General features: G+C 62.0%; 31 protein-coding genes and 2 tRNA genes. 16 read left to right on the top strand and 17 right to left on the bottom strand.

From position 1 onward, the window contains the following. The first annotated feature begins 18 nt into the window (after nt 1-18). The gene (locus tag NDI54_RS08520) at nt 19-807 is read left to right on the top strand and encodes a methyltransferase domain-containing protein (protein ID WP_310896029.1); all 789 of its coding nucleotides are present in this window, start codon (nt 19-21) and stop codon (nt 805-807) included. 110 nt (nt 808-917) lie between these two features. Next, a complete protein-coding gene (locus tag NDI54_RS08525) occupies nt 918-2,288 on the top strand; it encodes a cryptochrome/photolyase family protein (protein WP_310896329.1) in 1,371 nt (456 codons plus the stop codon). A gap of 23 nt (nt 2,289-2,311) precedes the next feature. Here NDI54_RS08525 and NDI54_RS08530 read toward each other — a convergent pair whose 3' ends face one another. The 3 genes from NDI54_RS08530 to NDI54_RS08540 form a co-directional block, all read right to left on the bottom strand. After that, a complete protein-coding gene (locus NDI54_RS08530; RefSeq protein WP_310896030.1) occupies nt 2,312-2,797 on the bottom strand; it encodes a metal-dependent hydrolase in 486 nt (161 codons plus the stop codon). Beyond that, complete coding sequence (locus NDI54_RS08535) at nt 2,797-3,345, bottom strand: hypothetical protein (protein ID WP_310896031.1); 549 nt, start codon at nt 3,343-3,345, stop codon at nt 2,797-2,799. Before NDI54_RS08535 ends, NDI54_RS08530 begins: the two co-directional genes overlap by 1 nt. Before the next feature lie 67 nt (nt 3,346-3,412). Continuing rightward, entirely contained in the window at nt 3,413-4,636 is a 1,224-nt protein-coding gene (locus NDI54_RS08540) for a hypothetical protein (protein WP_310896032.1), read from the bottom strand. 111 nt (nt 4,637-4,747) lie between these two features. On the opposite strand from NDI54_RS08540, the gene NDI54_RS08545 reads away from it, so the two are divergent. From NDI54_RS08545 to NDI54_RS21530, 4 genes are all read left to right on the top strand, one after another. Next, the gene (locus NDI54_RS08545) at nt 4,748-5,983 is read left to right on the top strand and encodes a digeranylgeranylglycerophospholipid reductase (protein ID WP_310896033.1); all 1,236 of its coding nucleotides are present in this window, start codon (nt 4,748-4,750) and stop codon (nt 5,981-5,983) included. A 60-nt stretch (nt 5,984-6,043) separates the two neighbouring features. Continuing rightward, nucleotides 6,044-6,757 carry an NAD(+)/NADH kinase gene (locus NDI54_RS08550; RefSeq protein ID WP_310896034.1) on the top strand — a complete coding sequence of 238 codons (714 nt, stop codon included), beginning with the start codon at nt 6,044-6,046 and terminating at the stop codon, nt 6,755-6,757. Between the two features lie 41 nt (nt 6,758-6,798). After that, on the top strand, nt 6,799-7,260 hold the full coding sequence (locus tag NDI54_RS08555) for a DUF7313 family protein (RefSeq protein WP_310896035.1): 462 nt from the start codon (nt 6,799-6,801) through the stop codon (nt 7,258-7,260). Between the two features lie 306 nt (nt 7,261-7,566). Then, a complete protein-coding gene (locus tag NDI54_RS21530) occupies nt 7,567-7,746 on the top strand; it encodes a DUF7317 family protein (protein ID WP_455032222.1) in 180 nt (59 codons plus the stop codon). A 46-nt stretch (nt 7,747-7,792) separates the two neighbouring features. Here NDI54_RS21530 and NDI54_RS08560 read toward each other — a convergent pair whose 3' ends face one another. From NDI54_RS08560 to NDI54_RS08595, 8 genes are all read right to left on the bottom strand, one after another. Beyond that, on the bottom strand, nt 7,793-8,062 hold the full coding sequence (locus tag NDI54_RS08560; RefSeq protein WP_310896036.1) for a DUF7314 family protein: 270 nt from the start codon (nt 8,060-8,062) through the stop codon (nt 7,793-7,795). 10 nt (nt 8,063-8,072) lie between these two features. Beyond that, the gene (locus NDI54_RS08565; protein ID WP_310896037.1) at nt 8,073-8,372 is read right to left on the bottom strand and encodes a DUF7315 family membrane protein; all 300 of its coding nucleotides are present in this window, start codon (nt 8,370-8,372) and stop codon (nt 8,073-8,075) included. Nucleotides 8,373-8,475: 103 nt separating this feature from the next. After that, nucleotides 8,476-9,240 carry a cytochrome b family protein gene (locus NDI54_RS08570; RefSeq protein WP_310896038.1) on the bottom strand — a complete coding sequence of 255 codons (765 nt, stop codon included), beginning with the start codon at nt 9,238-9,240 and terminating at the stop codon, nt 8,476-8,478. Nucleotides 9,241-9,244: 4 nt separating this feature from the next. Continuing rightward, nucleotides 9,245-10,048: a cytochrome b gene (locus NDI54_RS08575; protein ID WP_310896039.1), complete on the bottom strand. Its 804-nt coding sequence runs from the start codon at nt 10,046-10,048 to the stop codon at nt 9,245-9,247. 3 nt (nt 10,049-10,051) lie between these two features. Next, nucleotides 10,052-10,918, bottom strand: coding sequence for a Rieske 2Fe-2S domain-containing protein (locus NDI54_RS08580; protein WP_310896040.1), 867 nt, complete (start codon nt 10,916-10,918; stop codon nt 10,052-10,054). A gap of 1 nt (nt 10,919) precedes the next feature. Continuing rightward, entirely contained in the window at nt 10,920-11,339 is a 420-nt protein-coding gene (locus NDI54_RS08585) for a DUF7318 family protein (RefSeq protein WP_310896041.1), read from the bottom strand. Then, a complete protein-coding gene (locus tag NDI54_RS08590; RefSeq protein WP_310896042.1) occupies nt 11,339-11,995 on the bottom strand; it encodes a halocyanin domain-containing protein in 657 nt (218 codons plus the stop codon). Before NDI54_RS08590 ends, NDI54_RS08585 begins: the two co-directional genes overlap by 1 nt. A 64-nt stretch (nt 11,996-12,059) precedes the next feature. Then, nucleotides 12,060-12,959 carry a DUF7319 domain-containing protein gene (locus NDI54_RS08595; protein ID WP_310896043.1) on the bottom strand — a complete coding sequence of 300 codons (900 nt, stop codon included), beginning with the start codon at nt 12,957-12,959 and terminating at the stop codon, nt 12,060-12,062. A gap of 87 nt (nt 12,960-13,046) precedes the next feature. Between NDI54_RS08595 and NDI54_RS08600 the strand changes: the two genes are divergently transcribed. Both NDI54_RS08600 and NDI54_RS08605 read left to right on the top strand, forming a co-directional pair. Beyond that, nucleotides 13,047-13,529, top strand: a complete 483-nt coding sequence (locus tag NDI54_RS08600) for a DUF7321 family protein (RefSeq protein WP_310896044.1) — start codon at nt 13,047-13,049, stop codon at nt 13,527-13,529. Nucleotides 13,530-13,625: 96 nt separating this feature from the next. Next, nucleotides 13,626-14,135: a universal stress protein gene (locus tag NDI54_RS08605; RefSeq protein WP_310896045.1), complete on the top strand. Its 510-nt coding sequence runs from the start codon at nt 13,626-13,628 to the stop codon at nt 14,133-14,135. 5 nt (nt 14,136-14,140) lie between these two features. On the opposite strand, the gene nth is transcribed toward NDI54_RS08605, so the two are convergent. Both nth and NDI54_RS08615 read right to left on the bottom strand, forming a co-directional pair. Next, complete coding sequence (nth, locus tag NDI54_RS08610; RefSeq protein WP_310896046.1) at nt 14,141-14,824, bottom strand: endonuclease III; 684 nt, start codon at nt 14,822-14,824, stop codon at nt 14,141-14,143. Between the two features lie 147 nt (nt 14,825-14,971). Then, entirely contained in the window at nt 14,972-15,427 is a 456-nt protein-coding gene (locus NDI54_RS08615; protein WP_310896047.1) for a redoxin domain-containing protein, read from the bottom strand. A 196-nt stretch (nt 15,428-15,623) separates the two neighbouring features. Between NDI54_RS08615 and NDI54_RS08620 the strand changes: the two genes are divergently transcribed. Further along, nucleotides 15,624-15,929, top strand: coding sequence for a PRC-barrel domain-containing protein (locus NDI54_RS08620; RefSeq protein WP_310896048.1), 306 nt, complete (start codon nt 15,624-15,626; stop codon nt 15,927-15,929). On the opposite strand, the gene NDI54_RS08625 is transcribed toward NDI54_RS08620, so the two are convergent. Continuing rightward, on the bottom strand, nt 15,926-17,392 hold the full coding sequence (locus NDI54_RS08625) for a DHH family phosphoesterase (protein WP_310896049.1): 1,467 nt from the start codon (nt 17,390-17,392) through the stop codon (nt 15,926-15,928). The two genes, NDI54_RS08620 and NDI54_RS08625, sit on opposite strands and share 4 nt — an antisense overlap. A 153-nt stretch (nt 17,393-17,545) precedes the next feature. Here NDI54_RS08625 and NDI54_RS08630 point away from each other — a divergent pair. Continuing rightward, nucleotides 17,546-17,619: transfer RNA gene (locus NDI54_RS08630), tRNA-Lys, on the top strand. A gap of 425 nt (nt 17,620-18,044) precedes the next feature. On the opposite strand, the gene NDI54_RS08635 is transcribed toward NDI54_RS08630, so the two are convergent. Both NDI54_RS08635 and NDI54_RS08640 read right to left on the bottom strand, forming a co-directional pair. Further along, nucleotides 18,045-18,836: a YihY/virulence factor BrkB family protein gene (locus NDI54_RS08635; RefSeq protein ID WP_310896050.1), complete on the bottom strand. Its 792-nt coding sequence runs from the start codon at nt 18,834-18,836 to the stop codon at nt 18,045-18,047. 138 nt (nt 18,837-18,974) lie between these two features. Beyond that, nucleotides 18,975-19,415, bottom strand: a complete 441-nt coding sequence (locus NDI54_RS08640; protein WP_310896051.1) for a GNAT family N-acetyltransferase — start codon at nt 19,413-19,415, stop codon at nt 18,975-18,977. Between the two features lie 87 nt (nt 19,416-19,502). Here NDI54_RS08640 and NDI54_RS08645 point away from each other — a divergent pair, with 87 nt between their 5' ends. After that, nucleotides 19,503-19,727, top strand: coding sequence for a hypothetical protein (locus NDI54_RS08645; protein WP_310896052.1), 225 nt, complete (start codon nt 19,503-19,505; stop codon nt 19,725-19,727). Between the two features lie 297 nt (nt 19,728-20,024). On the opposite strand, the gene guaB is transcribed toward NDI54_RS08645, so the two are convergent. Further along, on the bottom strand, nt 20,025-21,509 hold the full coding sequence (guaB, locus tag NDI54_RS08650) for an IMP dehydrogenase (protein ID WP_310896053.1): 1,485 nt from the start codon (nt 21,507-21,509) through the stop codon (nt 20,025-20,027). A gap of 413 nt (nt 21,510-21,922) precedes the next feature. Here guaB and NDI54_RS08655 point away from each other — a divergent pair, with 413 nt between their 5' ends. The 5 genes from NDI54_RS08655 (at nt 21,923) to NDI54_RS08675 (ending at nt 24,952) form a co-directional block, all read left to right on the top strand. After that, nucleotides 21,923-22,810 (top strand): DUF5794 domain-containing protein, encoded by an 888-nt coding sequence (locus NDI54_RS08655; protein WP_310896054.1) that lies wholly within the window; start codon nt 21,923-21,925, stop codon nt 22,808-22,810. 38 nt (nt 22,811-22,848) lie between these two features. Then, nucleotides 22,849-23,076, top strand: coding sequence for a DUF5795 family protein (locus NDI54_RS08660; protein WP_310896055.1), 228 nt, complete (start codon nt 22,849-22,851; stop codon nt 23,074-23,076). A gap of 54 nt (nt 23,077-23,130) precedes the next feature. Next, a tRNA-Trp gene (locus tag NDI54_RS08665) sits at nt 23,131-23,311 on the top strand. 423 nt (nt 23,312-23,734) lie between these two features. Beyond that, the gene (locus NDI54_RS08670; RefSeq protein ID WP_310896056.1) at nt 23,735-24,112 is read left to right on the top strand and encodes a hypothetical protein; all 378 of its coding nucleotides are present in this window, start codon (nt 23,735-23,737) and stop codon (nt 24,110-24,112) included. Nucleotides 24,113-24,583: 471 nt separating this feature from the next. Beyond that, nucleotides 24,584-24,952, top strand: a complete 369-nt coding sequence (locus tag NDI54_RS08675; RefSeq protein WP_310896057.1) for a hypothetical protein — start codon at nt 24,584-24,586, stop codon at nt 24,950-24,952. Nucleotides 24,953-25,072 lie beyond the last annotated feature (120 nt).

The following is a 25,072-nucleotide window of genomic DNA, read 5'->3' on the forward strand; positions in this document are numbered from 1 at the left end:
AATGAGCAGTGTGCGGAAATGGGCGGGACACTCGACTACGACGAGGCGGAAGCGCGCCAGGAGGCAGTCATATATCGAACGCCCGCAGCAACGGCGCGGCGGGAACGGGTCAGGAAGATGCTCGGTCTCGAATCGGGTGACGAGGTAGCTTCTATCGGTTGTGGTCCGGGTTTCGAGCCGGCGGAAATCGGCTGGGCAGTCGGGAAAGAGGGACAGGTCTACGGTATCGACCGGAGCGAGGCGATGCTCGCACTCGCCCGGGAGCGCTGTGGTCCGCTGTCGCAAGTGACGCTATCTCGGGGTGATGCGCTGGACCTCCCCATGGCCGACGAATCGGTCGACGCGGCCGTCGCGGTACAGGTGTTCGAGTACCTGGAGGCCGTCGATACAGCGGTGGCGGAGCTGGCCCGTATTCTCCGACCCGGCGGCTCCGCCGTCGTCTGTGACGCCGACTTCGCGTCGCTGGTCTGGCGGAGCCCGAACCCGGAGCGGATGGCCCGAGTTCTCGACGCCTTCGACGACCACTGCCAGCACCCGCGGTTGGGGTCCCGCCTCGCTCCGCAGCTACACGGAGCCGGACTGACAGTTTCCCGGGTTGAACCGAACGCCATCGTCAACACCCAACTGGACGAGGACACCTTCGCGGCCCATCTCATGACGTTCATCGAGGACTACGCGGCAGACCACGGGGCAATCGGCCCCAAGGCGGCCCGTGCCTGGGCTGATGACCTTCGGGAGCAGGACGCCCGCGGGGAGACGTTCTTCAGTTTCACACAGTACTGCTATCTCGTCCGCAAGCCAGCGTAGGGGCCACAGCGCGAGTCAGTACCAGCGAACGCGGACAGCGTCGTGGCCTCCGGTCTCACACACAATAGAATCGGGTTCGAACCCATATGCCGGCATCCCCAACGAGCAGTATGAACGTCTTCTGGCACCAGCGGGACCTCCGGATACCCGACAACCGGGGGCTGACTGCTGCCGCCGCGGACGACGCAGTGCTGCCGGTGTATGTCTTCGATACGGACCTGCTGTCAAACATCGGCAAGCGACAGCGGGCGTTCTTGCTTGACGGTGTCCGGGCACTGAAACAGGCCTACCGCGACCACGGCGGGGACTTGCTCGTCAGGGACGGCTCTACCGTCGACGTTCTCTCGGAGGTCGTGTCGGAGTACGATGCCGACCGGGTGTACTACAACGATCACTACCGGCCTGTCCGTCAGAACCGCCAGCAGCGGGTCGACGGGGCACTCCCGACAAAATCGCTGACCGACCTCGTCCTCGTCGACCCGGCGAGGCTTGATAGCCGCTACGAGAACCACAGCCGTTTCTACGACGATTGGCAGGCCCACCACAAGCTACCGCCGGTCGACGGTCCAGATTCGGACTCGCTCGTGGCCGTCTCGGACCCGACGACTGCGCCGACCATAGATGTGGACATCGACCTGCCGACGGCGGGCTATGCGGGCGCACGAGAGCGGTACGACGGCTTTCTCGCCGACGGCATCGAAACGTACAGCGACACCCGCGACGACATGCAGGCCGCCGTCGAACGGCCCACGAGCGCCGTCTCCCGTATGTCACCGTATCTCGCCGCAGGAATGATCGGCATCCGCGAGATGTGGCGGGACGCAACCGAACGGCATACGGAAGCGACTGGCGACGCCCAGCGCAACATCCAAAAGTACCGCTATGAGCTCTCCTGGCGCGAACAGAGCTACCACCTGCTGTACTACACCCCGACGCTGCTGTCGGAGAACTACAAGTCCTTCCCGAACCGAATAGCGTGGCGAAATGACGAGGGTAACTTCGAAGCCTGGAAGCGCGGCGAGACGGGCTACCCGCTTGTCGACGCCGGCATGCGCCAGCTCGAACGGGAGGGGTACATCCACAACCGGCCACGCCAGAACGTCGCCTCCTTCCTCACGAAGCACCTGCTCGTTGACTGGCGCGATGGGGCGCGACACTTCCGTAAGCGACTGGTCGACCACGACCCCGCGACCAACGCCGCCAGCTGGCAGTGGACGGCCTCGACCGGGACCGACTCCGTGGACGTGCGTATCTTCGATCCCGTCGCACAGATGCACAAGTACGACAGCGGCGCGGACTACGTCACCGAGTACGTCCCGGAACTGCGCGGCGTTCCGGCGACCAAGATCGTCGACTGGCCCACGCTCTCGGACGAGGAACGCGAGGAACTCGCGCCGGACTACTGCCATCCAATCGTCGACCGAAACGCCGCCTACGAGCGAGCCCAACGGGTGTTCGAGACGGCACTCGGGAAGCGGTGAGAGGTGCGGAGGCCGGAGTGGCACTACGACCTGTACCGCGCCAGAAGGTACGCCACCACTGCAACGATTCCGGTAACGCCGGTGAGCCAGACATCCGTGCTCAGATACAGCCCCGGCGTCGGCGGGTGGTACTGCGTCAGGGGCCACAGGACCTCATATGAGCGCCCGGATGCTTTCAGCAGGAGCGCGTCGGCGAACAGGTGGCTGGCCGCACCCAGCGACAGCAGGCCGAACACACGCCGTCGGTCCGCGCGGTTCACGACGACAGTGCCGATGAGGACGGAAACGAACGCCCCGCCAAGCGTGTGGACGCCCAGCCAGCCGAACGGGAGGTCCAGTGCTGCCTCGACGGTTGCAGCGTCTACGAGAAGCTTTATCTTCGCCATGTCGGGGATGAACGCCCCGGCCATCCCGACGGTGACGTACTCGCCGCTGAGCCAGTCGTATCGCAGTGACAGAAGCGTACAGATGGTGAAGGCGATGAAGGCGTGTGACAGCAGGTCCGGCATCAGGCAAGCACCTCCTGTACCCGGTCGAGGAGTGCCTGGGCCGGTCTGCGAGACTCCTCGCGTCGGACCAGTGCGCCCGTCTGCCAGTCAAGTCGCCAGCCACAGACCAGTCGCCAGAGTGTCCACAGGCCGGCGAGCGCGGAGACGAGGTACATCGCAGTGTAGTTCGTCGCCGGCACGCTCACGCTGTTCTCGGCGGTGATGGTTCGGTCCGGCCCAGGCGTACCGTACACCTGCAGCGATTCGCCGTCAGTGACGGTTGTCTCGACATTGCGGACCGTGACCGTGATCGTCCCGCTGTGGCGCTCGCCGGCATCGGTGTAGTCGTATTCGAGAGCGATTTCGACGGGGTCGGTCCCGACCACAGTGCCGGTCACCTGGACGTAGTCGCCGACGTGGCCGTCGTAGTCTTGGGCCAGTTCTTCCTCACCGGGGTAGTCACCAAGCGCCGGGGCCGGCGTGATTGCACCGAACGCGACCATCAGTCCAAAGAGGGCGACGAGGAGGACGCCGACCGCAGCGAGTCGGCCCACCCACGAGTGAAACATTCATATTTCGGTGGGGGCAGCGGGATATAAACTCTGGCGCTTGAGCCGAACCGTCCTCCTCCCGCGACTACTCAGGCTTGCCGGGCAGCACGTCCGGGTCGCCGGAACGGTAGATGTATTCGACGGCAACGCCGGTCAGCGGCGAGTCTGCGGCTGTCGCGTAGGTCTTCGCAAGGTCGAGGTATTGTTCGGTCACATCGACGACGCGCCGATAGGCGGCTTCGTCGTCGGGCGCGAGCAGGTACTCGGCGGTGACAGGCGTCAACTGCCCCTCCGCGCGGTCGTCGTCGTAGTCGTCCACGTCGTCGAGCCACACCTGCGCGCCGATGATGGCGAGGACGATAGCCTTCGCGAACTCCTCGTCGATGTCGAGGCCGGCAAGCCGATAGAGATCGAGCATGCCGTCGTACAGCACCCCGACGCGGGCGTACTGGGTCTTGCTGTAGGGGAGTTCCTTCTCCGTCTCTGTGAGCGTCGCCGGCTCCTCGTCATACTCTGCGAACTTGTACTCGTCACGGATGGCAGTCTTCGCGTCCTCGTCGCCGTTCTCCGCAGCGGTCATCAGTTCCCGGAAGTGGTCGTCTCGGTCCTGGTGGGCCTCGCTGTAGTCGACAGCCCACTGATAAGCGCTCTCGACGACCGGCGGCATATCCGCTAACAGGCCGTCGAGATGAGACTGCAGCGCGGACTGGGCGACTTCGGCGGCGCGGCGGCGGTCGGCCTCGCTTCCGCTCCACGGTTCGCTTCGCTCACCGTGTCCCTTCGAGGGGTTGCCCTCGCCCGCCTCGAACTCCACCTCGAAGTCCTCGAACTCGTCGTCGTTGATGGCGTCGCGCATGTCGCCGTCGATGAGCGCCTCGATGGAGAGGCGGGTCATCTGCTCGGCCCGGACGACCATCTCGCGGGGCGCGAGGTCCTGTGCCGGCCCCTGTTCAAGGGCCGTCTCGTCGACTTTCGGGACCCCATCGGCGATGGTATCGATGACGGGGTCACCGGGGGCCTGCTGGCGGGCCTTGCGGTAGACGTAGCCAAGCGTCAGCTGTGCGGGCAGGATGAGCTTCGTGTCGTAGGAAAAGTCGACGGGACGGCCGAACTCGTCTTCGAGCGCGTCCTCGATGCGGTCGGTCACGTCGTCGACCATCGCCTCGGTGCGGTCGTCGATCTCGGATTTCAGTGAGAGGCTGGCGGCGTCGAAGACGCCAGTATCCGCATAATATCCCAGCACTGCCCGTAGCGCCGTGGGGAGTCGCCGTCTGTCCGCGAGCACGCCCGCGCCTGTCTTGAGAACCATTGTATGTCGCCCCGGGTGTTCCCGTGATGGTAGTGGGGCCGTCTTTACCCTTTCGAGACTGCTGTCGGTGTATTCGGAAAGACTGATTACCGACAGGGAATACCCACAACCATGCGCGAGCGCTTTGACGTGGTGATAGCCGGGGCCGGGCCTGCGGGGGCGCAGTGTGCCCGTGATCTAGCGGAGCGAAACTACGAGGTGCTTGTTCTCGAAACCGAGCCCGAAGACGGGTTCCCGCGTCAGAGCAACAAGTCCACTGCCGGGACGTTCATGTCGGCGATGACGGGCTTCGGGATCCCTGACGACGTGGTGATGAACTACACAGACAACGTCGTACTTGAGTCTCCCAACGACCACTACGTCCGCAACCAGACCGGGGCCGTCCTCGAGTTCGCGGAGTTCAAACAGTGGCTCGTCTCGGAAGGCCGGGAGAAGGGTGCGACCTACCGCTTTGATTCCCGCGTGTCCGCGCCGATCATGGAGAACGGTGAGATCGTCGGCGTCCGCTACGACGGCGACGAAGAGGTGTCCGCCGACATCGTCATCGACGCGACCGGCCCCGCCGCGCCGCTGGCGAAGAAACTCGACGTGTGTGACCTCCAGCGCGACCACCAGGCCATCGGCGTTGAGTACGAGTTCGAGGGCCTCGAGGTCGACCACGACGACTACGCCGACCTCCGGGACGCGATGATGCTCCGGCTCGATCACGATCTCGCCCCGGGTGGCTACTCCTGGATCTTCCACACTGGCGAGGACACGGCGAAAGTCGGTCTCTGTTACATTCAGAACGAATCGCACGACAAGTACGCGAAAGACGGGATGGGCATCGACGACTATCTGGACTACTGGCTCGATTCGGATCCACGGTTCGACGACGCCGAAAAAATCGAGGGCACGCAGGCCCACCGCGGCTCGGCCCACATTCAACCCCCAGACTCGATGAGCACGGACAATTTCATGGCTATCGGCGATACCGTCCCGACCGTCGACCCGCTGTGGGGCGAGGGCATCCACAAGGGAATGAAGTCAGCCCGTGCCGCCGCCGCGACGGCGGATTCGGCGCTCAAACCGGATGAACCCGACACCTCCGCCGAAAACCTCTCTGTCTACGACCAACTCTGGCACAGTGAGGTCGCTCCGAAGCACAACGCCCGCCTGATGATGACGGAACTGCTGTATCTCGCCCCCAACGACCGGTACGATCAGCTGATGAACGACCTCCGGAGTACCGGACAGGACACCCTCAGGCAGATCAACGGCGGCGACCGTCGGGCAATTGCGAAGCTAACCCACCTCTCTGATGTGCCGATTCTCGCCGAATACGCGCGCCGTCGCCTCGATATCTGAGGCCGACACAGCGGGGCGAAGTGCGGCAGGTTTTTTTCCGCCGGCCCGGACTGTCTGGTGATGGGAACCCCCGTTGGTGTAGTCGGTGACGATGCCCTGGCAGACGTACTTCGAGACGCCGGCGTGGCTGTCGAACGGGGTAGCGATGGCTCGGTTCCAACCACTGACCGGCTCGTCGCTGTCGGCGAGGATGCCGTCGCTGCTGTGGCACGGGCCGACGGTGACCCCCTCGTGCTGCCGGTTGCGGCTGGCCGCGGCGTCCGATCAGTACCGCGGGCCGACGCTGCCGACGCCGTCTCAGCGCTTTCGGATGCCCGTGTCGAAACACACCCCGTCCTCCGTGTAACGATGCCTGATGGGGCGGTCGAGCAGGCCTTCTGGGACGTAACGCTCGTCACCGCCGACGCCGCTCGTATCTCCGAGTTCACTATCGCGTCGACGGCCGACCGCATCGGCCAGTTCCGGGCCGACGGCGTCGTCATCGCCACGGCCGCCGGCTCGCCGGGCTACGCCCACCGTGTCGGCGGCCCGATTTTGACGCCGTCGAACCAGGCAGTGGTCGCACCGATTGCGCCGTTTGCGACCGACCCGGACCACTGGGTGCTGCCGATTCCGGGTCTCAGTGCCTCGGTTGAGCGCGACGAGGCGACTGTGGAGTTGCTGGTCGATGACCGGATCTCGCGGACCGTCACCTATCAGGAGCGTATCACGATTTCGCTCGGCTCCCCCGTTCGAACCGCGGTCGTCGACCAAAGCCAGTCTAGATTCGAGTGAGATTGGAAAGACACTAATGGACGGTGGACAGAGCTTTGCATATGCAGCCATCCGTAACGTTCTTCGGGCCACTGGATACCATTCTGGGGAGCCCCACAGTCGGCGGCGCGCTCCTCATCGAATACATCATCTTCGGAGTGGTGGTTGCCAACTTCCTGACCCGGCAGCTCGCCCACAGACGCCACGTCAAACAGTACGAAAACGACGGTGCGGACGCGCTCAGCCGCCATCCGGCACACGTGTTCACGAACATCGCACTGGTCGTCCTGTCGTTTTTCTACATGACGATGCATCATCACGGCGGGATGGTCCTGTCCGTACTCGTGCTGGGCGCAGTCATCACTGACTTCTTCGAGTTCGAGTCCCGAAAAGTCGAAGCGCGCCGTGATATCCCACTGGAACGGCCGAAAGGGGCCATCGTCGCCGCCCTCGTGGTGTTCATGTACGCGGGCTACCAGAGTCTGTTCTGGATCATCAAGGGTCCCTGGGGCGCCATCGTCTGAACCTGTCGCCGCGTTTCCGTCTTTTTCCGTCACTCGCGAACATCGGTAGTTGGCTGTCGGCTGTACGTCTGCGACGAATGTCGCCACACTCGGATGACAAGCACCTCGCAATGGTATAGCTGACAGTATCAACGCCTTCCGTATGCGGTCTGCAGACTATTTCCATACTCATAGTACACTATCATACAGTTTCTGTGCTATTTTGAAAATGAATATCCAATAAATAGCTATTTCTACGACTGATTGGTCTAGTATATGCCGAAATAGTTTAATACCTCTACCGTGTTTGTGTCGTTGTAGACGAAGATGTCACACAGATCCCTCACAACGGCACTGACACTGTATCGCGGGAAAACACTCTCACTCGAAGAAGGAGCAGCGTATAGTGGGGTGTCACCGACAAAGTTCGCAGTGGCGCTTCGTTCACGCGGGATTCAAGTACGCGACGAAGACAGCATCACGGTTTCTGACCACACGGCGAACTGAGACCGGTATCAGCGTCTGTAGAAAGAAGTACGGTGTTGACTGACCGTTACGCCGAGCGTTCGCTGAGGTACGTCTGGAACTCGCTGACCAGTGGGAGCACGACCCAGAAGGTCAGTGCGCCCAGAACCGCGAACCAAAAGAACGCATCGCCCATGAACAGCGCCATCTGATCGAACACGGTCGGTTCCTCGATGGTAAGTTCGCCGGTGAGCTGTGCCCCCTCGAAACTCGGCGTGTTGTACCAGCCCTTGATGGTCATCCAACCCAGTCCGCCGACCATGAGGCACGCGAACCCCTTCATGAACTCGTCAGCCATTATCTGAACGTTAGGTAGCGTCGTCTTTAGACTTTCCCATTTCCTCGGTTCGGAACCGCGTCGAGAAGGCATAGACCACTGTGCCAGCGAGGATACAGGCGATGCCAGCGATCCCGACCGGAACGTCGATTTCCGAGGCGGGCGCTGCCGCCCGCTGTGTCGCCACGTCGACGAGGATGAATCCGGCGACGACGCTGCCGATCGCAAACAACGTCGAGAACACCGTCACGGCCTTGTACACGCGGAGCGGGACCACGACATCCCGCCGCTCGGACCCCTCGTCAGATCCCGCTGACTCGCGCTCTGTCATCGCCCTATATACGGACGGGAGCTACTTTACTGCGGCGAGACGCGTCGCTCTGGGGCGAGCGGAGAACAGGCGAAAAAACGAACCCGTCGGCGTCGCCGGCCGATTACTTCGGCGGTCGCAGCCGGTAGTATCGGCGGTTGAGATCGAACATGTAGCCCTCGCGCATCGTCTTCAGCACCGCGTAGGTGATGGTGGCGCTGACGATGGGAACGAGGAACGTCAGGTCGAACAGCAGGTGCGAGTCCATCGGAACGAGGTTCTTGATGGACAGCGCGGCGATGGTCAGACTGAAGATGACGCCGGACATCCCGACCGCAGCCCAGAACGGCTGCTCGACGGGGCGGCGCGCGGACCCCTTGTTCAGGAAGGGGACGATGGCGACGAAGCCGACGACCACGACGTTTGCCAGCACACCGTAGGTTCGGTCAGCCATGAGCTTCGAGCCGCCGAGGATGCTCAGTTCGGGGTTCAGCGGGCCGAGCTTGAGCAGGCCAAAGGACCAGTAGAGATACCAGTCCGGCAGGATGATCGCCGGCGTCACGCTGGAGTTGGCGGCGTTCGGCATTTCCGGGGGCAGTGTCGCCGAGACGAACAGGATCATGCCCACGAAGAAGGATGTCAGCGCGATGTTGCGCATCATCTCGTGGGGCCAGGCCGGGAACGCGAGCACGTCACGCTCGACGTAGTCCGACTGTTGTCGAAGGTCCTGGTCCTCGCGGCGCGCCCGCTCGAAGTACTCGTAAGTCAGCCGGGAGAGTCCCTGGGTCCGCTCCTTGCGTTCGGACCACGCGGGAGTCTCGTCGTCCGGCGAGACGATACCGGTGCCGGAACCGTCCGTGCGAACGTCGTCTGTGTCGTTGTCGCTCATAGTATTAGTGTGGTTCAGCGATCCCCTGCATCCAGACGATGCCGATGTGGACCGCGATGATTGCAGTCGTGATGAACGGCAGGAAGAACACGTGCAGGATGTACATGCGCTGTAGCGTGGCCTGCGAGAGTGTGAACCCGCCGAACATCAGCTGTGCGACCCACTCACCGATAAGCGGGATGGAGAGGGACATCTCGACGCCGATCTGGCCGGCCCAGAACGAGAGCTGGCTCCACGGCAGCAGGTAGCCAGTGTATCCGAACACCAGGGTTAGCGAGATCAGGACGATCCCGATGAGCCAGTTCAGCTCGCGCGGTTCCTTGTAGGCCCCGGTGAAGTACACGCGGAGCATGTGAAGGAACACGGCAGCGACCATAATCTGGGCGGCCCAGCGGTGGACCGAGCGCAGGAAGTAGCCCAGATTGAGCTGTCCCATGATGAGCAGCACCGAATCGTACGCGACGGTCGGTGACCCGTCAGCGGCCGCGGCGGCTGGTGCATAATAAAAGCCCAGCAACGCGCCGGATATCGCGGCGACGATGTACGCGACCGTCGAGAACGATCCGAGTGCGTACAGCGGGTACCAGTACCAGAACTTGTTGTCGAGGTTGTACTGTTCCGTGTGGCTCTTCGGCATCTGCATGTTGACCTTGTAGTAGAGATCTTCGAGGATCTCCAGGTAGTCAACGACGCGCAGCCGCTTGTCGAGCCAGATGAGCACCGTCAGATACACCGATTCGACCGGCGTCAGCTCGCGCGATTCCATCCAGCCTTTGTGGTCGTGTTCGTCTTTGCGTTCGAGACTCATTGGTTACTCCGTCTGTGGTGGGCGTGGCAGCGCCACGAACGTCGATTGCACGGGACTGAACGGGTCGTACACTGATTGGTGGCACTGACAGTAGATCGAGTTTGCGCCGCCGAAGTTCGCACTCCCTTCCTGGGTCTTGAATCCGGGCACGCAGCAGAAGTGCGTGCACTTGTTCAGCCAGGCGATGAAGCCCTGGTCGGTCGCCTCGGAGACGAACGACTGAACGCTTCCGGGAAGGTTCGCGTACTCGCCCTCGCCGTTGGCCATCTTCTCGACTTCGACCGACCTGATTATCTGGACCGGAGCGCCGTTCTTGCCCTCGCTGTTGGTCCGCCAGACGACGCTTGCAGGCTTTCCGACGCCGGGGTCGCCGATGCCGTTGCCCCACTCCTGGTAGTCGGAGAACATATCGACCGTGAGCGGTGCGCCGGATTCGTACTCGCCCTGCCAGGAGAAGGTCCCAGTGTCGTTGAGGAACGTGTTGTTCCGCTCGGATTGCGGGTAGATAGCTGCAGTGCTCTGAATACCACAGTACTGGAACCACTGCGAGGAGTAGTCGATACCGCTCCCGCCGAAGTCCGGTGCGAGAGCCGCGCCAGCGTTCTCGTCGTACTCCGGCCAGAAGCCGCTGATTTCGCCGCCGTTGATTTCGATGGGGATGATCGGCATCCCGCGCGGGGCCGGTCCGTCAGTGTTTTCGACGGCGACGAACGGGGTCGTCCCGCCACCTTCGCCGGCGGCGTCTGTCGTCGCGTCAACGGCTGCAGCGCCACCGACGCCGACGCCGGAGAGAGCCGCGCTTCCGACGACGCCCTTTACGAAGCGGCGACGGCCTGTTTCGGCCGGGTATTTGTCTTCATCAAGTGGCATGTTATTTCTTGTAGTATGGGTACACTGCGCGTTTGAATGTCTCTGCGAACTTGTCGCCGTCCGCCATCGTCTCTCCGTCCACGTCTTCCTGACGGATGTAGAGGTCTTCCCACTTGCGACGGCGCTTCTTGACGATCATCACGTCCGGGAGGAACTCCTTGCGGTACAGCAGCATGATGAACGACAGGTCGATGAAAATCGCCGTCAACACACCGCCCATGAACATGTTGGCCTCGATGAGGCGAACAGTCAACGTCGTGCCGATACCGGACGCCCAGCCGGCGATCATGCCGTAGGTGAACAGGCCGACGAGACCGACCTGAATCACCGTCAGGAGTACGATGCCGACGGCCGCCGCTGTGCTCTCGCGTGGCGGTTCGTACCGGTGGATATCGCCGTAGGTGGAGCCTTCGGACGCCATCAGTTGTTCCCTCCGCTAGTGTGGGGCGACTCGCCGTACTTCAGCTGGAAGAACGTGTAGATCAGTGGGATGATGACCGCGAGTCCAGCGCCGAATCCGACGTAATGCGGCTGGATCGGGACGCCGGCGTAGTGTGGGTCGACCTCGACCGGACCGCCGCCGCCGATTGTCTGTGTCGGGTATTCCTCGCCGACGACGACAGCGCCCTTCATGTTGAGTCCTTCGTGTGGGACACATAGGTACGGGTAGATGCCGTCCTCCTCGAAGGTGTGCTCGTAGTTGACGCCAGCACTGGAGGTCGTACTGCCGGAATCGAGCGGCCCGTCGCCGTCCGAGACGACGTTGTGGCCGCCGCCGTTGCCCGTCCATTCCCACTGGACGGTTGCGCCGTTGTCGACGTGAATCGCGGGCGGGCCGAACCCGTACGCGCCGCCGTTGGCCTGCACGCCGACCTCGACAGTTGCCGTGTCCTGCCCGGTTGCGTCGACGGTCGACCCGTCGAAGTTCCCGACCGAATCCAGGTAACCGCCGTAGTCCGGGACGGTTTCGCCACCGCCACCGCCGTCCTCCTGTGCGGCGGCTGCGCCGGTGGCACTGAGGGTCGCCGCTGCGCCGGCGGCCCCCCCTGCTGTCCGGACGAACTCCCGTCTGTTCATATACACTCTGGAATCAGGACTGAGTTTGTATAAACCCACCGAATACCACCCGCAGGAACCGTCATTACCCGGCTTCGTCGGTCTCGCTTGCCCCGTCTTCAGACCCCGTATTCTGTGGGCCGAGTTCCGGGACGAACTCCGGCCGTTCGCCGTCCTCAAGTCCGATGGCCCGCAGTCTGTCCCGGTACTCCTCGGCCCGGAACGTGTCAGAGAGCCTCGCGTTTGCGACGGTGAAAAAGAGGACGAGAGAGACGCCGATGAAGGCGACGCCAGCCACCACCAGCAGGGCGATACTGGTCCCCCTGTTGCCGACGACGCCAGCGGTCGCTAGTACTGCCCCCGCAAGCAAGGCGAAGCCGGCGAGAAACTGCGCCCCGGCAATCGCCTGGAGCATCCAGTTACCGAGTTCGCCGCCGCCCTCGGGGACCTCCTTTGGCTCGGGAAGCGGCCTGTCGGGGACCTCATCCGGTACGTCGTAGGAATCCATCGAACTCAGCGCGACCGTGGGCTTTACGTCGCGCATAACCGTCCCCTCCCCTTCGAGGCTCCCGTCTGGGTAGACGACTGCGTACCCTTCATCAGAGTACGCGAGCACCCGCGGCGGGTCCTGATGGCGCTCGATGCGAGCGAATACATCGCGGTTCGCTACCCGCGTCCGCAGGTCCCGCGTGACCCGGTCGAGGAGTTCGTCGCCGGTGATCCAGGAATCCTCGTCGAAGGCCACGTCCCACTCTTCGGCGGTCATTTCGGCCATGTCCGCCGGGCCGAAGTTGTCGAAGTCGTACTTTTCTTCGACCTGTTTCCGGAGGGCCTCCGTATCGAGGTCCTGGTCGTCGCCATCGGCTGGTACATCGTCGCCGCTCTCGGCCTCGGTCTCGCCGGGTTCGGTTTCGGCGGAAACTGCGTCCGCAGGGGTGTTCCCGCGCTCGTCCTCCGTGGGAGACGTAGAGTCCGGGTCGGCCATTGGCCGGCTGTACGGACCGCGACGGCTTACAAGTTCTGACCTTCTGCATCCGGCAGTCTTTAGCGAGCACTGTCCCTAGGTCGGCCTATGGTGTCGGACGGCCTCGTAGCCACTGTCGTGTTACTGTCGGTGACGCTCAGCCTCCCCTGTTTCCTGTACGGCGCGTACTACATCATCGAAACCGAGCCGGTCACCTGGGACGTGCTCGTCCATCACCTGAAGTTCGTCACGACGGGGCTGGTGCTGACCACTGTTCCGATGGTGTTCTGGATGATCCCGCGCCTCCCGGACCAGCTCGGTGGCCTGTCCGCTGTCCACGCGATGCTTGGCCTGCAAGCGTACGCGCTGCTGGCCTTCGGCGGGACGGGTATTGTCCGCATTTTCCGCGCGAAACGGAAACATGACCTCTACAACGAGTACGACGAAGACCTGTTGCTGGACGAGATCGGCGACGAGACGTTCAGTCACTGGCGCTCACGGCTCCGTATCGGCGTGTTCGGATACGTCATCTTCTGGCTGTTGGCGTACCTGGTCGGTATCGCTCGGTACGCGCTCCGGTACGTCGCTTGAGGGCCAGGATCCGGACCGGTCGTCTGCGTTCTCGGGTTCTGCGAATCGTCTGGCGGTTTCATTATCGTTGGCTGTCAAATCCAGCCTGTGGTAACAATGTACGAACAGATCCTCTTCCCCACGGACGGCAGCGACGGCGCGGACGTGGCGCTGGAGCACGCCCGCGACATCGCCGAAACCTACGACGGGACGCTACACATACTGACTGTGTTGGACACGACATCCCCACATATCGGGATGACTGCGGCGGGTCCAGCGTCCGGTTCGACCGGAATGATAGCGGAGGAACCGGGCATGGCAGAGTCGGGCATGGTCGGAGAAGACCACAGTGTCCAAGCGCACCTCCGTGAGCGGGCCGAGGCCATCGTCGACGCAGCGGCGGATGCGGTCGATACGGTAGACACCGTTACCGCCGTCGAGAGTGGGGTCCCACATAGCGCCATCCTCGACTACGCCGCCGAGAACGATATCGACCTGGTCGTCATGGGGACCCACGGGCGGACCGGGGTCGGACGGTACCTGCTCGGTAGTGTCACGGAGAAAGTGGTCAGAACGTCAGACGTGCCGGTGCTCACCGTTCGGCTCGGAGACGGAGATACGGAGTGACCGGCCTACCACGCCTCGCCGCTGGCGAGGTCGATATCGCTGTCGCCTTTTTCCGAGGGACAGATGTCCGCGAGCACGCATGCCTCACAGTCCGCGGAGCGTGCCCCACACACCGCTCGTCCGTGGTCGATGAGCAGGTGCGTGAACTGCTGCCACTCGTCGCTGGGCACCACGTCGAGCAGGTCCTGCTCGATGGCCTCCGGGCGCTCTGCCTCGGTGAGTCCCAGTCGCCGTGAGATACGCTGGACGTGCGTGTCGACGACGATGCCCTCGACGATGTCGTGGCCGTGCTGGAGGACGACGTTGGCCGTCTTGCGGCCGACGCCCGGCAGGTCGGTCAGCGCCGACATTGAATCGGGGACCTCGCCATCGTGTTCCTCGGACAGTATCTCGCCGATCCCCTTCAGATAGCCGCCCTTGTTGTTGTGGAACGTGATCCCGTAGATGTCCTCGGCGAGTTGCTCCTCGCTGGCGTCGGCATAGTCCTGGGCGCTCTCGTATTTCTCGAACAGGGCTTCGGTGACTTCGTTGACCCGCTCGTCGGTACACTGCGCCGAGAGTACCACGGCGACCAGCAGCTCCAGGCGGTTGCTGTAGTTCAGCGAGATAGTCGAATCGGGATATTCCTCGTGGAGCCGGTCGACGACCTCCGTTGCCTGTTGCTCGCGTGAATCCAACGGCGTTCCCATACCACAGCGCAGTGCTGGGTCGCCTTTGGCGTGTCGTTCTGTGGCTACTGGCTCACCCCGGATCTGGGGGAACGGCTACGCGACGGTCACCGCGAGGACGTGTCCCTGTTCGGTTTGCTGGCCGGAGAACTGGAACGCGCCGAGTAGCTACAACTCGGCGAGGCCGCGACGAATCGTATCGAGGTCCGGCGCGGTCTCCCCCGAATCGCCGACGGCTGTGGCGACACGAACACGACACTGCTGGTCGACGACGAACGCCGCCCGCTGAACGCTCCCGTCATGCTTTCGAACACCGAACTGGGTAGCCACGCCGTGCGTGTCGGACAGCAGTGGGTATGGCAGCGACAACGCCGCGGCGAGCGACCGGCAGTCATCAATACCAGCCGGGAGAACACCGAAGACAGCGACAGCGTCCGAGACGCTCGCCCAGTCTGTCTCGGCCAACTCGGTGAGGAGACTCCGCGACTCGGCGTCGTCACCGGGAACAAACGCCACGACTGCCGGCGCATGGCTCGTCGCGGCTGACAGCCGGTAGGCTCCGACGCCGTCGTCTGCCGTCCCCTGCAGGTCGAAGTCCGGGGCTGGGTCGCCGGGGGTGAGCATACCGTCCGAACGAGAACCCGGCGCAAAAACCCCGCGGACCGCACGAGTGGAGGTTGCCTGTTCAGGGACAGTGATACGACGGATCAGAGGCAGTTCAGAGGCTGGTGTCCCAATCTCCGACGAGACTGCCACGCCGAACTACGCGATTGTTCACTCGCAAAGAAACTTTATAAGCCGCCCGACCAACCACCGTCGTATGGGAACGGAGAATCCGCCACAGGAGATTACAGCCCTCGTGGGTCGTGAGGTGTACTCGAAAAACGGCGTCTTTGTCGGCGAGGTCGAGGACCTGCGTCTGGAACTGGACCGTAAAGAGGTGACGGGGCTGGCGCTCCACCAACTCAACACGGAACTGTTCGACGCGGACGTAAACGCGGCCCGAGGCGTTATCATCCCGTATCGATGGGTCCAGGCCGTCGGCGATGTAGTCATCGTCAGTGATATCGTCGAACGGCTTCGCCAGCCCGAGGCCGGCGACGAAGAAGAGGAAGTCCCCGCCTAGTTTCCGTTCGAACTCTCGCTACTGGAACTGTCGACGCCCATCGCTTCGAACAGTTTCCGCTTGACTGCTTCTTCAGTGAGTTCAAGCAGTGTATCTCTGTTGTCGTCGCTCGTATCTAGTCCCGTGAAGATGCCAAGCGGTATCTCAACGCTGGCGTCGGTGGAGTGGCCTGCAGTCTCGCCCATGCCGCCGAACGCGTCCGACAGCACCTTCCCGATGTTCATCCGGATGTCCTTCGAGCGAGCGGCGAGGTAGATGGTGTCGTCGGCGATGGCGAACACCGCCGTGGTCGTGATCCCTTCGAGATTAAGGAGATGCTGGGCCGCCTGGGCCAGCGCGTCGCGGTCCCGGATGAAGCCGGCGTTTGAGACGAGGTGGCTCCCCTGAACCTCGCGGTTCCGGATGGCCTCGGCGAGTACGTCTAGCGTCTCCGGACTCATCGACGGCGATTCGACCTGTTCGAGCGTGTCGTGGTCGGCGAACGGATAGAGGTACGCCGCGGCGGTCAAATCGGCCGGCGTCGTATCCCGCTTGAAATCTAGCGTCTCGGCGCGGATGCCGTACAGCAGCGCCGTGGCGACGCTCTGGTCGAGATTGAGGTCCAGTTCCTGGATGTACTTCGTCAGAATCGTCGAGGTGGCCGAGATGTTCGGCCGGATATCGGAGAAGGCGGCGTCGTGTTCCAGTTCGTGTTCGTGCTCGTAGTGGTCGATGACGATGTCGACCGACTCGATGGCCGGCTCGCCGCCCTTGGCGACATCGACCAGCGCGAACGTGTCGTACTCGTCGAGGTCCACGTCCTCGTTCGAGGTCAGTTCGATGCCCAGCAGATTGACGAACGCGCGGTTCTCCTGGTGACCGATCTCGCCCTCGTAGATGATGTCGGCCTCGATATCGCGGCTCGCAGCGATGGCCCGCAGTGCGGCCGCCGAGGCGATGGAGTCGGGGTCCGGCGACCGGTGAATGAGAATCGCCATGCGTTCCTCGGTCCCGTCGATAACGTCCCCCAGTTGTGAGGCCTTGAACTCCAGCTCGCCGGTTTCCAGCGCCCGAAGCGCCGAGTCCGCGATGACCGCGGAGGGGTTGATGACCACGTCCGCGCCGAGTTCGGTGAGTTCGTCGGCCGATACCGGGTCGTCAGCGCGGGCGACGACGAACTGCTCGCCGCCGGATTCGCGGATGTTTCGCACCGCTTCGGCGTTGGCGTCCACGTCCGGGGACATGATGAGCACCACATCGCGGTCGGCGACCGTCTGGGCAACGTCGGCCTCGCAGATGTCCGCCTGCTGTGCGTTGAGGTCCTGATCGCGGAGCGCCTCGACTCGCCCCTCGTCGGCGTCGAGGATGAGTACGTCCTTCCCCTCCTCGACGAGTTCTTCCGCCACGGCGTGGCCAACACTCCCACACCCGAGGATGGCGTAGGTCGACATAGAGGCCATCGTGATGCCGCTGGCTGTACTCATTAGTGTCTGTTCGCTTGGCGTCGAGCCTCTTTAATGCCAGCTATTTCTACCGCTACCTCCCCGTTCGACGGGGTGGGCGGCGTGAGACCGACCGACACAAGGCGTCCGAATGAAAACCTATTTTACCGGGCCGTCCAGAGAATTGAGTACACTGGGCCGGTAGCTCAGTCTGGCAGAGCGACGGCCTCTTAAGCCGTCGGTCGAGGGTTCAAATCCCTTCCGGCCCGCTTCTGCGACGAACAGTTCGTGAGGAGCGAAGCGGCAACGGAGGGTTTGAACGATGGCACGAGCGAACGAAGGTGAGCGGCGTGCAGGTGGTTCAAATCCTTTCCGGCCCGTATTCTTTCGCCGCGAACAAATCCGTGAGCGGCGCGAATTCGATAGGAAGGGATTTGGAACAGGGAGGTCGCGCACAGCGAAGCGAGCACGTCCGACCGTGGTTCAAATCCCTGGTCGAGCACACTCGCGGCGAAAAATCCGTGAGCGACTGCTGTGCTGTGGGATTTGCACCCGACAAGCCGTAGCGGTCGAACTGGGTGATACCGACTGCCTTGGTCCGGTTTGTGTCCCTCCCAGCTATCGACGCCAAAGCGAGCGAGACGGTCATCGGAAAGAGGGCTCTCGACGGACTTCGGCGGTGCTACCCACAGGCTCACCCGCTCACGTCGTAGAGGTCGTCAGTGTCGGTCGCGAGCACGGCGTTGACGACGACACCGACCATCAGTACGATCGCGGCCACGTACGTACTCGTGAGAATGAGTATCAGTCCGCTGAGGACGCCATAGATCGCGTACTGGCCGGCGTTGGCGGCGAAGAACTGAATCGCTGCGTGAAGGACGGTCCACCCGATAGCGGTCGTCATCGCGCCGGGGAGCGCATCGGTTAGGGTACTGGCGACGCGAGACGGAACGAAATACAGGGGCAACAGCGTCACGGTCAGGACGACGAACAGGACGGCGAACCCGGCGACCACGCTCAGGGGGCCGGTCGCAAAGAGAGCCAAACCTACGCTCTGAACGATAATGACGAGAACCGTGGCCGAGAGCGTCCCGAGGACGGTCACAGCGTCGTACACCTGCCGCCCGAGGGGACGCTCCGTCGCGGCCTCGATCCGCTCGACGACTGTCAGAAAGCCGACGGCGACATTGGCACCGCTCCACGCCAGGACGACGACGGAGAGGACAGTCGCCGCTGTCCGTCCTGACGCTGTTGTCAACCCCTCGTACACCAGTTGCTGTGTGTCGGGGGTAAGGAACTGCGCCTCCGAGGCCGAGATGACGCCGCCGAGTTGCCGGCCGAAGACGACGAGAACCAGCAGTAGGACCGGCATCAGCGAGATGAACGCGTAGTACGCCAGCGATGTCGCGATGTACCTGATGTCGCTCTCGTAGGCGATGCGAGCGACCGTCTTCGCGGTGGCTACCTTCTCGGTTCGTCGCAACATACCGTCGAAAGGATCGAATCAGGGAAACATGTTTGTACTTGAATAAGATACGGCAGAAGCTGGCTACGCCCGGTTGCCCGTGACGCCATCCGTGTCCTTGACGGGTCACTCGGCTTGCTGGTCCACCGCGTGCCCCGCTCAGCTATCCAGCCGCTTGCGCATCTCGACATGTGGGATGCCGGCTTCTTCGAACTGATCGCTGACCGTCTCATAGCCCAACTGTCGGTAGAACGCCTCGACCCGAGTCTGTGCGTGGAGTTTGAGCTTCGTCGCGTTCTCGTCACGAGCGGCGTCCTCGACGGCCCGCATCAGTGCCGAGCCGACGCCGGCTTCCCGGTGTGACTTGCGGACCGCGACCCGTTCGACCTTGCCAACTGTGGGCTCTGGAAACCGAAGCCGGGCGGTCCCGACCGGAGACTCCCCGTCGCGGGCCAGGAATTGCACGGCGTCCGGGTCCTTCCCGTCCAGTTCCTCGGCCTCGGCGACGCCCTGTTCCTCGACGAATACCGCCCTTCGGACGGCCGTCGCACCCTCGGAAAGGTCGTTCCAAGTGCCGACCTTGATCTCGTAGTCGCTCATGGCCGTCTCTTGGGGAGGGGTGCCCGTATGTGCTGCTACTGGGAGTCGCCGAAACCGTCAACACAGACCCGAGTGTAGCAGGGATGTATGACGTACGACTACGCTCGCGAGCACGAGCACGAACTGTCGGCGGAGTATCTGTACGCCTCGGATGCGGAGGTTCTGGGCATCTACGAATCCGGCGATACCCTACAGGTCGACGTGGCGGTTATCTGTCCCGAGTGTAGCGAGACCCTGACCCTGCAAACCGCCGTCGGCAAGGTCACTTCCTCCGGAACGGAACTCCCGCTGGACGAGGATTACTACGACTGAGACGGATTGTTGGAGCGGTTTACCGGTCTGTGTTGACCCCGGTGTCGGCACTTTCCGGAAATAATTTCCACCAATCCGTATGAGCCTGCCGACGCCGGGAGGCCGCAATAATTTTTTTCGCGGCGTTAGTACGACCGCCCGTTATGTCCGACTTCGATACGTTCGACTGCGCGAACTGTGGTGCGTCGTTCAAAGCCTTCCCCGACTCGAACGCAGCCGAAAAAGAGGCGTGTAGTCCGGCCTGCGAAACGGCGCTGTAGTCGGTCGCGGTTCTGTTCTTTCTGGATCAGTGCGCAGTTAGCTATCGGGGCTGTAGTTGGGCGCTTCGTCCGTAATCATCACGTCGTGTGGGTGGCTCTCCTGCTGGCCGGCCGCGGAGACCCGAACGAACTCTGCGCGCTGCTTGAACTCGGGGATCGTCTCGGCCCCGACATAGCCCATCCCGGACTGCATCCCGCCGACGAGCTGGTGGAGTTCGGAGGCCAGCGAGCCCTTGTACGGCGTCGCAGCTTCGACGCCTTCGGGGACGAACTCCTCGCCCTCCTCGTCGTCTTTGAGGTAGCGGTCGCCGCCGCCCTCGTTCATTGCGCCGACGCTGCCCATGCCGCGGTACTGCTTGTACTTCTTGCCGTTCATCGTGATGACGCGGCCCGGTGCCTCGTCGGTCCCGGCGAAGTAGGAGCCGAGCATGACGGCGTCCGCACCGGCGGCGATGGCCTTGATGGCGTCGCCGGAGTAGCGGATGCCACCGTCGGCGATGACCGGCACGTCGTGCTGGCTCGCCACGTCGGCGACCTGTGAAACGGCCGTAATCTGTGGCATCCCGGCACCAGTGACGACGCGGGTCGTACAGATGGAACCGGGGCCGATGCCGACCTTGACGCCGTCGGCGAAGTCAACGACAGCTTCGGCGGCCTCGCGGGTGCCGATGTTGCCGACGACCACGTCGGCCTCGACTTCGGCCTTGATTTCGCGGGCGCTCTCGATGACGTTGGCGTTGTGGGCGTGCGCGCAGTCGATGAAAAGAATGTCTGCGCCGGCCTCGTCTGCGACCTGTGCACGATCCATTTCGAAGGGGCCGACAGCGGCACCGCAGCGAAGCGAGCCGTCGTCGGCGCGGGCGGCCTGATCGTACTCGCGGCGCTGGAGGATTCCCTGCATCGTGACCAGCCCGACGAGGCGGTTCTCGTCGTCGACGATGGGAACGCGCTCGATCTTGTGGTCATACATCAGCTCCAGCGCTTCCCGCGGGGTCACGTCCTCGGGAGCGGTGACGACCTCGTCGGTCATCGCGTCCGTGACGGCGTCGTCCTCGCCGACCTCCAGGTACGGCCGGATGTCCGTCCCGGAGATGATGCCCAGCACTTCGTCGGTGTCGTCGTCGACGACCGGCGCGCCGGAGACCCCCTCGTGTTCCATCATCTCGTCGACCTCGCGGACGGTCTGGTTCGGGCTGGCCGTCACCACGTCGCGGATGATGAGTTCGTCGGCGCGTTTGACCCGCTCGATTTCGGTCGCCATCTGGTCGGCGTTCATGTTGCGGTGGAGGACGCCGAGACCGCCCTGTCGCGCCATCGCGATCGCCATGTCGCTCTCGGTGACGGTGTCCATGGCCGCGGACAGCACCGGCACGGTCAGCTCGACGGACTTCGACACCCGTGTCGCCGTGTCCGCTTCGTCCGGCTCGACGCGGGACTCCTTGGGTCTGAGGAGCACGTCGTCGAACGTCAGCGCCTCCGGTACTCGGAGCTTCTCTGAGAAAGGCTCGGAATCGTTCGCCATGTAAATCGTCCACGACGGCCCGGCAAAAACGTTGCGAGACTCGGCGCTACATGGGGCTCGGTGCCACACTCACACAGGGAGCGACCGTCCGAAAACCATCCCATACCACCTCATTTGTCATGCATTCTCCTCAAAGGTGCGACATCCGTCCACAAACGACGGCCGATTCCGGAGAAACGGTGGCGTGTGTGCCCAGTTCTCACGCAACGGTTATGTGGGAATGAAGGATAATTATAAACATGCGACTCACCGAACTCGCGCGGAACGGTACTGCCCGTCAGACGACGCCGATAGCGTCGGGCAACACAACGTTCACGCGGTTCGGTAAACAGTTCTGGCAGTTCTGTCGTGCCCGTCAGGACCGAGCGAGAACCCCCCGACGGGAGTTGGGTTACGCTCGACCGTAACACGACATGAGTATCTCCAGACACCCGATTGCGCTCGACATCGAGCAGCAGGTCGGCCGCGGCGGCCGGCTCCTGGCGACCGTCATGGGCCTCCCGTTAGTCGACGGCATCTTCCCGGTGCTGGTCCTCGCGGGGGCGCTGTCGACCTGGACCGGTGTCCTCGAAGTCGGCTTGCTGGTGTTCGGCGGGTCTGCCACGGTCGCCGTCGTGCTGGCCGAACTCGAAGGCGGTCCCCGGCAGCAGGCGCGCTCGGTGCTCATCATCGGAGCCGTACTGATGCCGATTGCCCTTATCGAAGCGGCGCTCGCCCCGACCATCGCGGGTGTCGTCGAACTCGCGACCCTCGAACGGTTCGCCGGCCTCGTCATCCTCGCTATCGCCGCCCAGACGGCGAGCGCGCGTATCGGCGAGTATCTGCCGAGGCCGGCCGTCATCGTCGGACTCGGCCTGCTGGCGAGCCTCGACCCCGCCGGCGCGACGCTGGTCACTGCCATTGAGCCCGGCGTGTTGCTCCGGGCGGCCGCCACCACCGGCGTCGGTATCGGCTTCGCGCTCGCCGTCGCGCTGGCGAGCCCATGGCTCCGCAACGCCGTCGACATCGACCGCTTCCGCTTCGGCAGCGCCGTCGCCCTCGGCGTGCTCGCCCTCTCCGTCCTCGGTGTGATGCCGACCGACGCTCCCGTGGCGCTGGCTGTGCTCGCCGTCACGGCGCTGCTCTCCTTCGATCCGGAGAACGCCCGCACGCGCCACACGGAGTACCGCCCCGATGCCGTGGACCTCACCGCCGCCTTCTCCGACGGCGGCGCGTCCCAGGGCGTCGCCGCCGACGAGCAGACCGACGACGGGGCCGCTGTCGAGTACGAACCCGACCAGGAGCGCGCCCCGTGGCTCTGATGAGGAACTTTTAGGCCCGTTAGGCCCGGCCCTCTGGTATGAGCAATAATCGCGTTGTGCAGGGGCGGATGCAGACCCCGGAGAGCCTGGCCGAACTGATCGAAGGCGAGAGCGTCATGGACGCCGAACCGATCGAAGACGCCGACGATGACTGCCCGGAATGCGGCGAGAACGTCATCTCCGTGGGATACATGCCCTCTGCCATGGAGTTTGTCACCGGCTACAAGTGCCAGGAATGCGACTGGTCGGACACCGACCGGGACTGACCGCCGTCTGCCAATCGAAATCCCTTTAATGCGAGTCGGCTTACGCCGGAGTGCGGGGTCGTGGCCTAGTCCGGGAAGGCGGCTGACTCCAGAGGCCACGCGCCTGGGACGACACTCCAAGGGCTGATATACTGAGCGGCCGGCTGATCACCGGTTCGCAACGATGACCCTCTGGAGTTCCGAGGCGCAGGACGGAGATATCAGCCGATCGGGGGTTCAAATCCCTCCGACCCCATTTCTCGCGTTTCACGCTCGAAACAGCCTTGCGAGCGGTTCTACCGGCATTCTGATTTCCCATCAACCCAGAATTCGAAGATTCCAGAATTGATTTGAACCCCGAAGCGATGCATCGCCCTCGCTGTCTGGTGGTTATTTAGACTTCACAGAGTAGCAGCATAGAGCTATCGGTCAGACAATCGTTTCCGGCCAATTGTTTCGAGAAATTCGTTTCCAGAAAGTGCGCGCCAGCGAGAACGTGCCCAGACCATACACGGATTTGGGTTTGATTGGGCCTGTTGAAATTTTCAGGAAGTCTGACGTTTTAGTAGTCGTGGTAAATATAGCGCGCTTATACAACATACGAACTATCTATTACCAGGTTGTAAGTCAGACAAGTGTAATGGTTTATTACACATTACAACCATAAGCGAAACAACAGATGTCAGATGAGCTGAAGTTGGAGTTGATATTTAATCCTGAGTCCGAAGGGACTGCATCAGCAGCAGAAAGTTTAGCATCTTCACTAAATGCTGAAAATCAAGCAATTCGTTCTCACACTGAGCATGCAGATGTGTCTGTTCTGTATTCATCAGGCTATGATTTGTCCGCGCCTATGCCTACCGAAATAGTCGATGTTTCCATACAGGTAGGTTCTGGCATTACTCTTGGAGTTCTTGCTAATATATTGTATGACTATATTTCTGAAAATAATGATATAGAATATATTATAGCCGAAGGCGTGGAAATTAATGTAGAAGGAATTGACGAAAAAGACCTCAAATCCAATATCGATGAAGCGTGGTCTGAAGAAAAATAGCCGTTGAATTCACGCTCTGTACTAAGTATAAAATTTTTATCAGTTAGTAGATATTTCAACAAAGTCGTTTGATTCAAATCTAACAGTGGTGTCTAAACCATCTTATCCCAGATATGGGAGGAGAAGTATAGTCTGTCGGGTATAGATTGTTTCTATTTCTATGATTAGTACAGTAACAAAGGAATCAGGTAGAGGATGGTTTCTGGGCAGCGAGAAGGCGACCTAACTACAACCTCTCAAAATCAGATGAAAATTATAAAATAATGCATATGTTTAAGACCCCTGACGAGAGTTGTATAAGAGGGAAGAGAAACGCTCTTCTATCTTGTTTCTGCTGTCGAAAATAACAGATAGACCCACTGGAACAGTCTAACGCAAGGTTCTAACTTGCACGTGCTTATGCAGATGCTGTTCAATTGACGTAGTTCCTTCAAACAAGGAATAGCGCACTACACATCCCCTCTGACAATCATGTCTGTAGAAAACTACAACCCTAAGAGTTGCAAAGCTGTTGAATCAATCAGTACACAGTTCTCCGAAGACCCTCAGCGGGAACCTCATGAGAAAGAGACTGGCTTTCACGTCGAGGGAGATGGTGCATACTTCTCTGTGACCTCGTTCAAAAAAGTGGTTTACTCAAAGCTGCTACAACGACCCGAGTTCAGCGTGAAGTGCCTGCATGTTCTTGATGGCGACGGTCGGCAAGGAACCGTTGACTGTCTCAGTGAGGCTGCTGAGGAGAACCTGACCATCATCGGGGTGACCGGACAGCTGCCTGTAGGGGCTTTGAACATTGGGACTCCCCGAAACAGCAACAGCCATGCCGACCTTGTGAAGTAGACCCCGACAGGAGAGAGTAGGTCAGAGTAACAACTGGGTCTCTCTTCTCTATTCCACTACCACACACCACCGACCCCTATGTTATGGTGCGAGAAATGCAAGAGGGAAGCGAGATAGTAC

This window comes from Haloarcula terrestris (genome assembly GCF_031624315.1).
Lineage (GTDB): Archaea > Halobacteriota > Halobacteria > Halobacteriales > Haloarculaceae > Haloarcula > Haloarcula terrestris.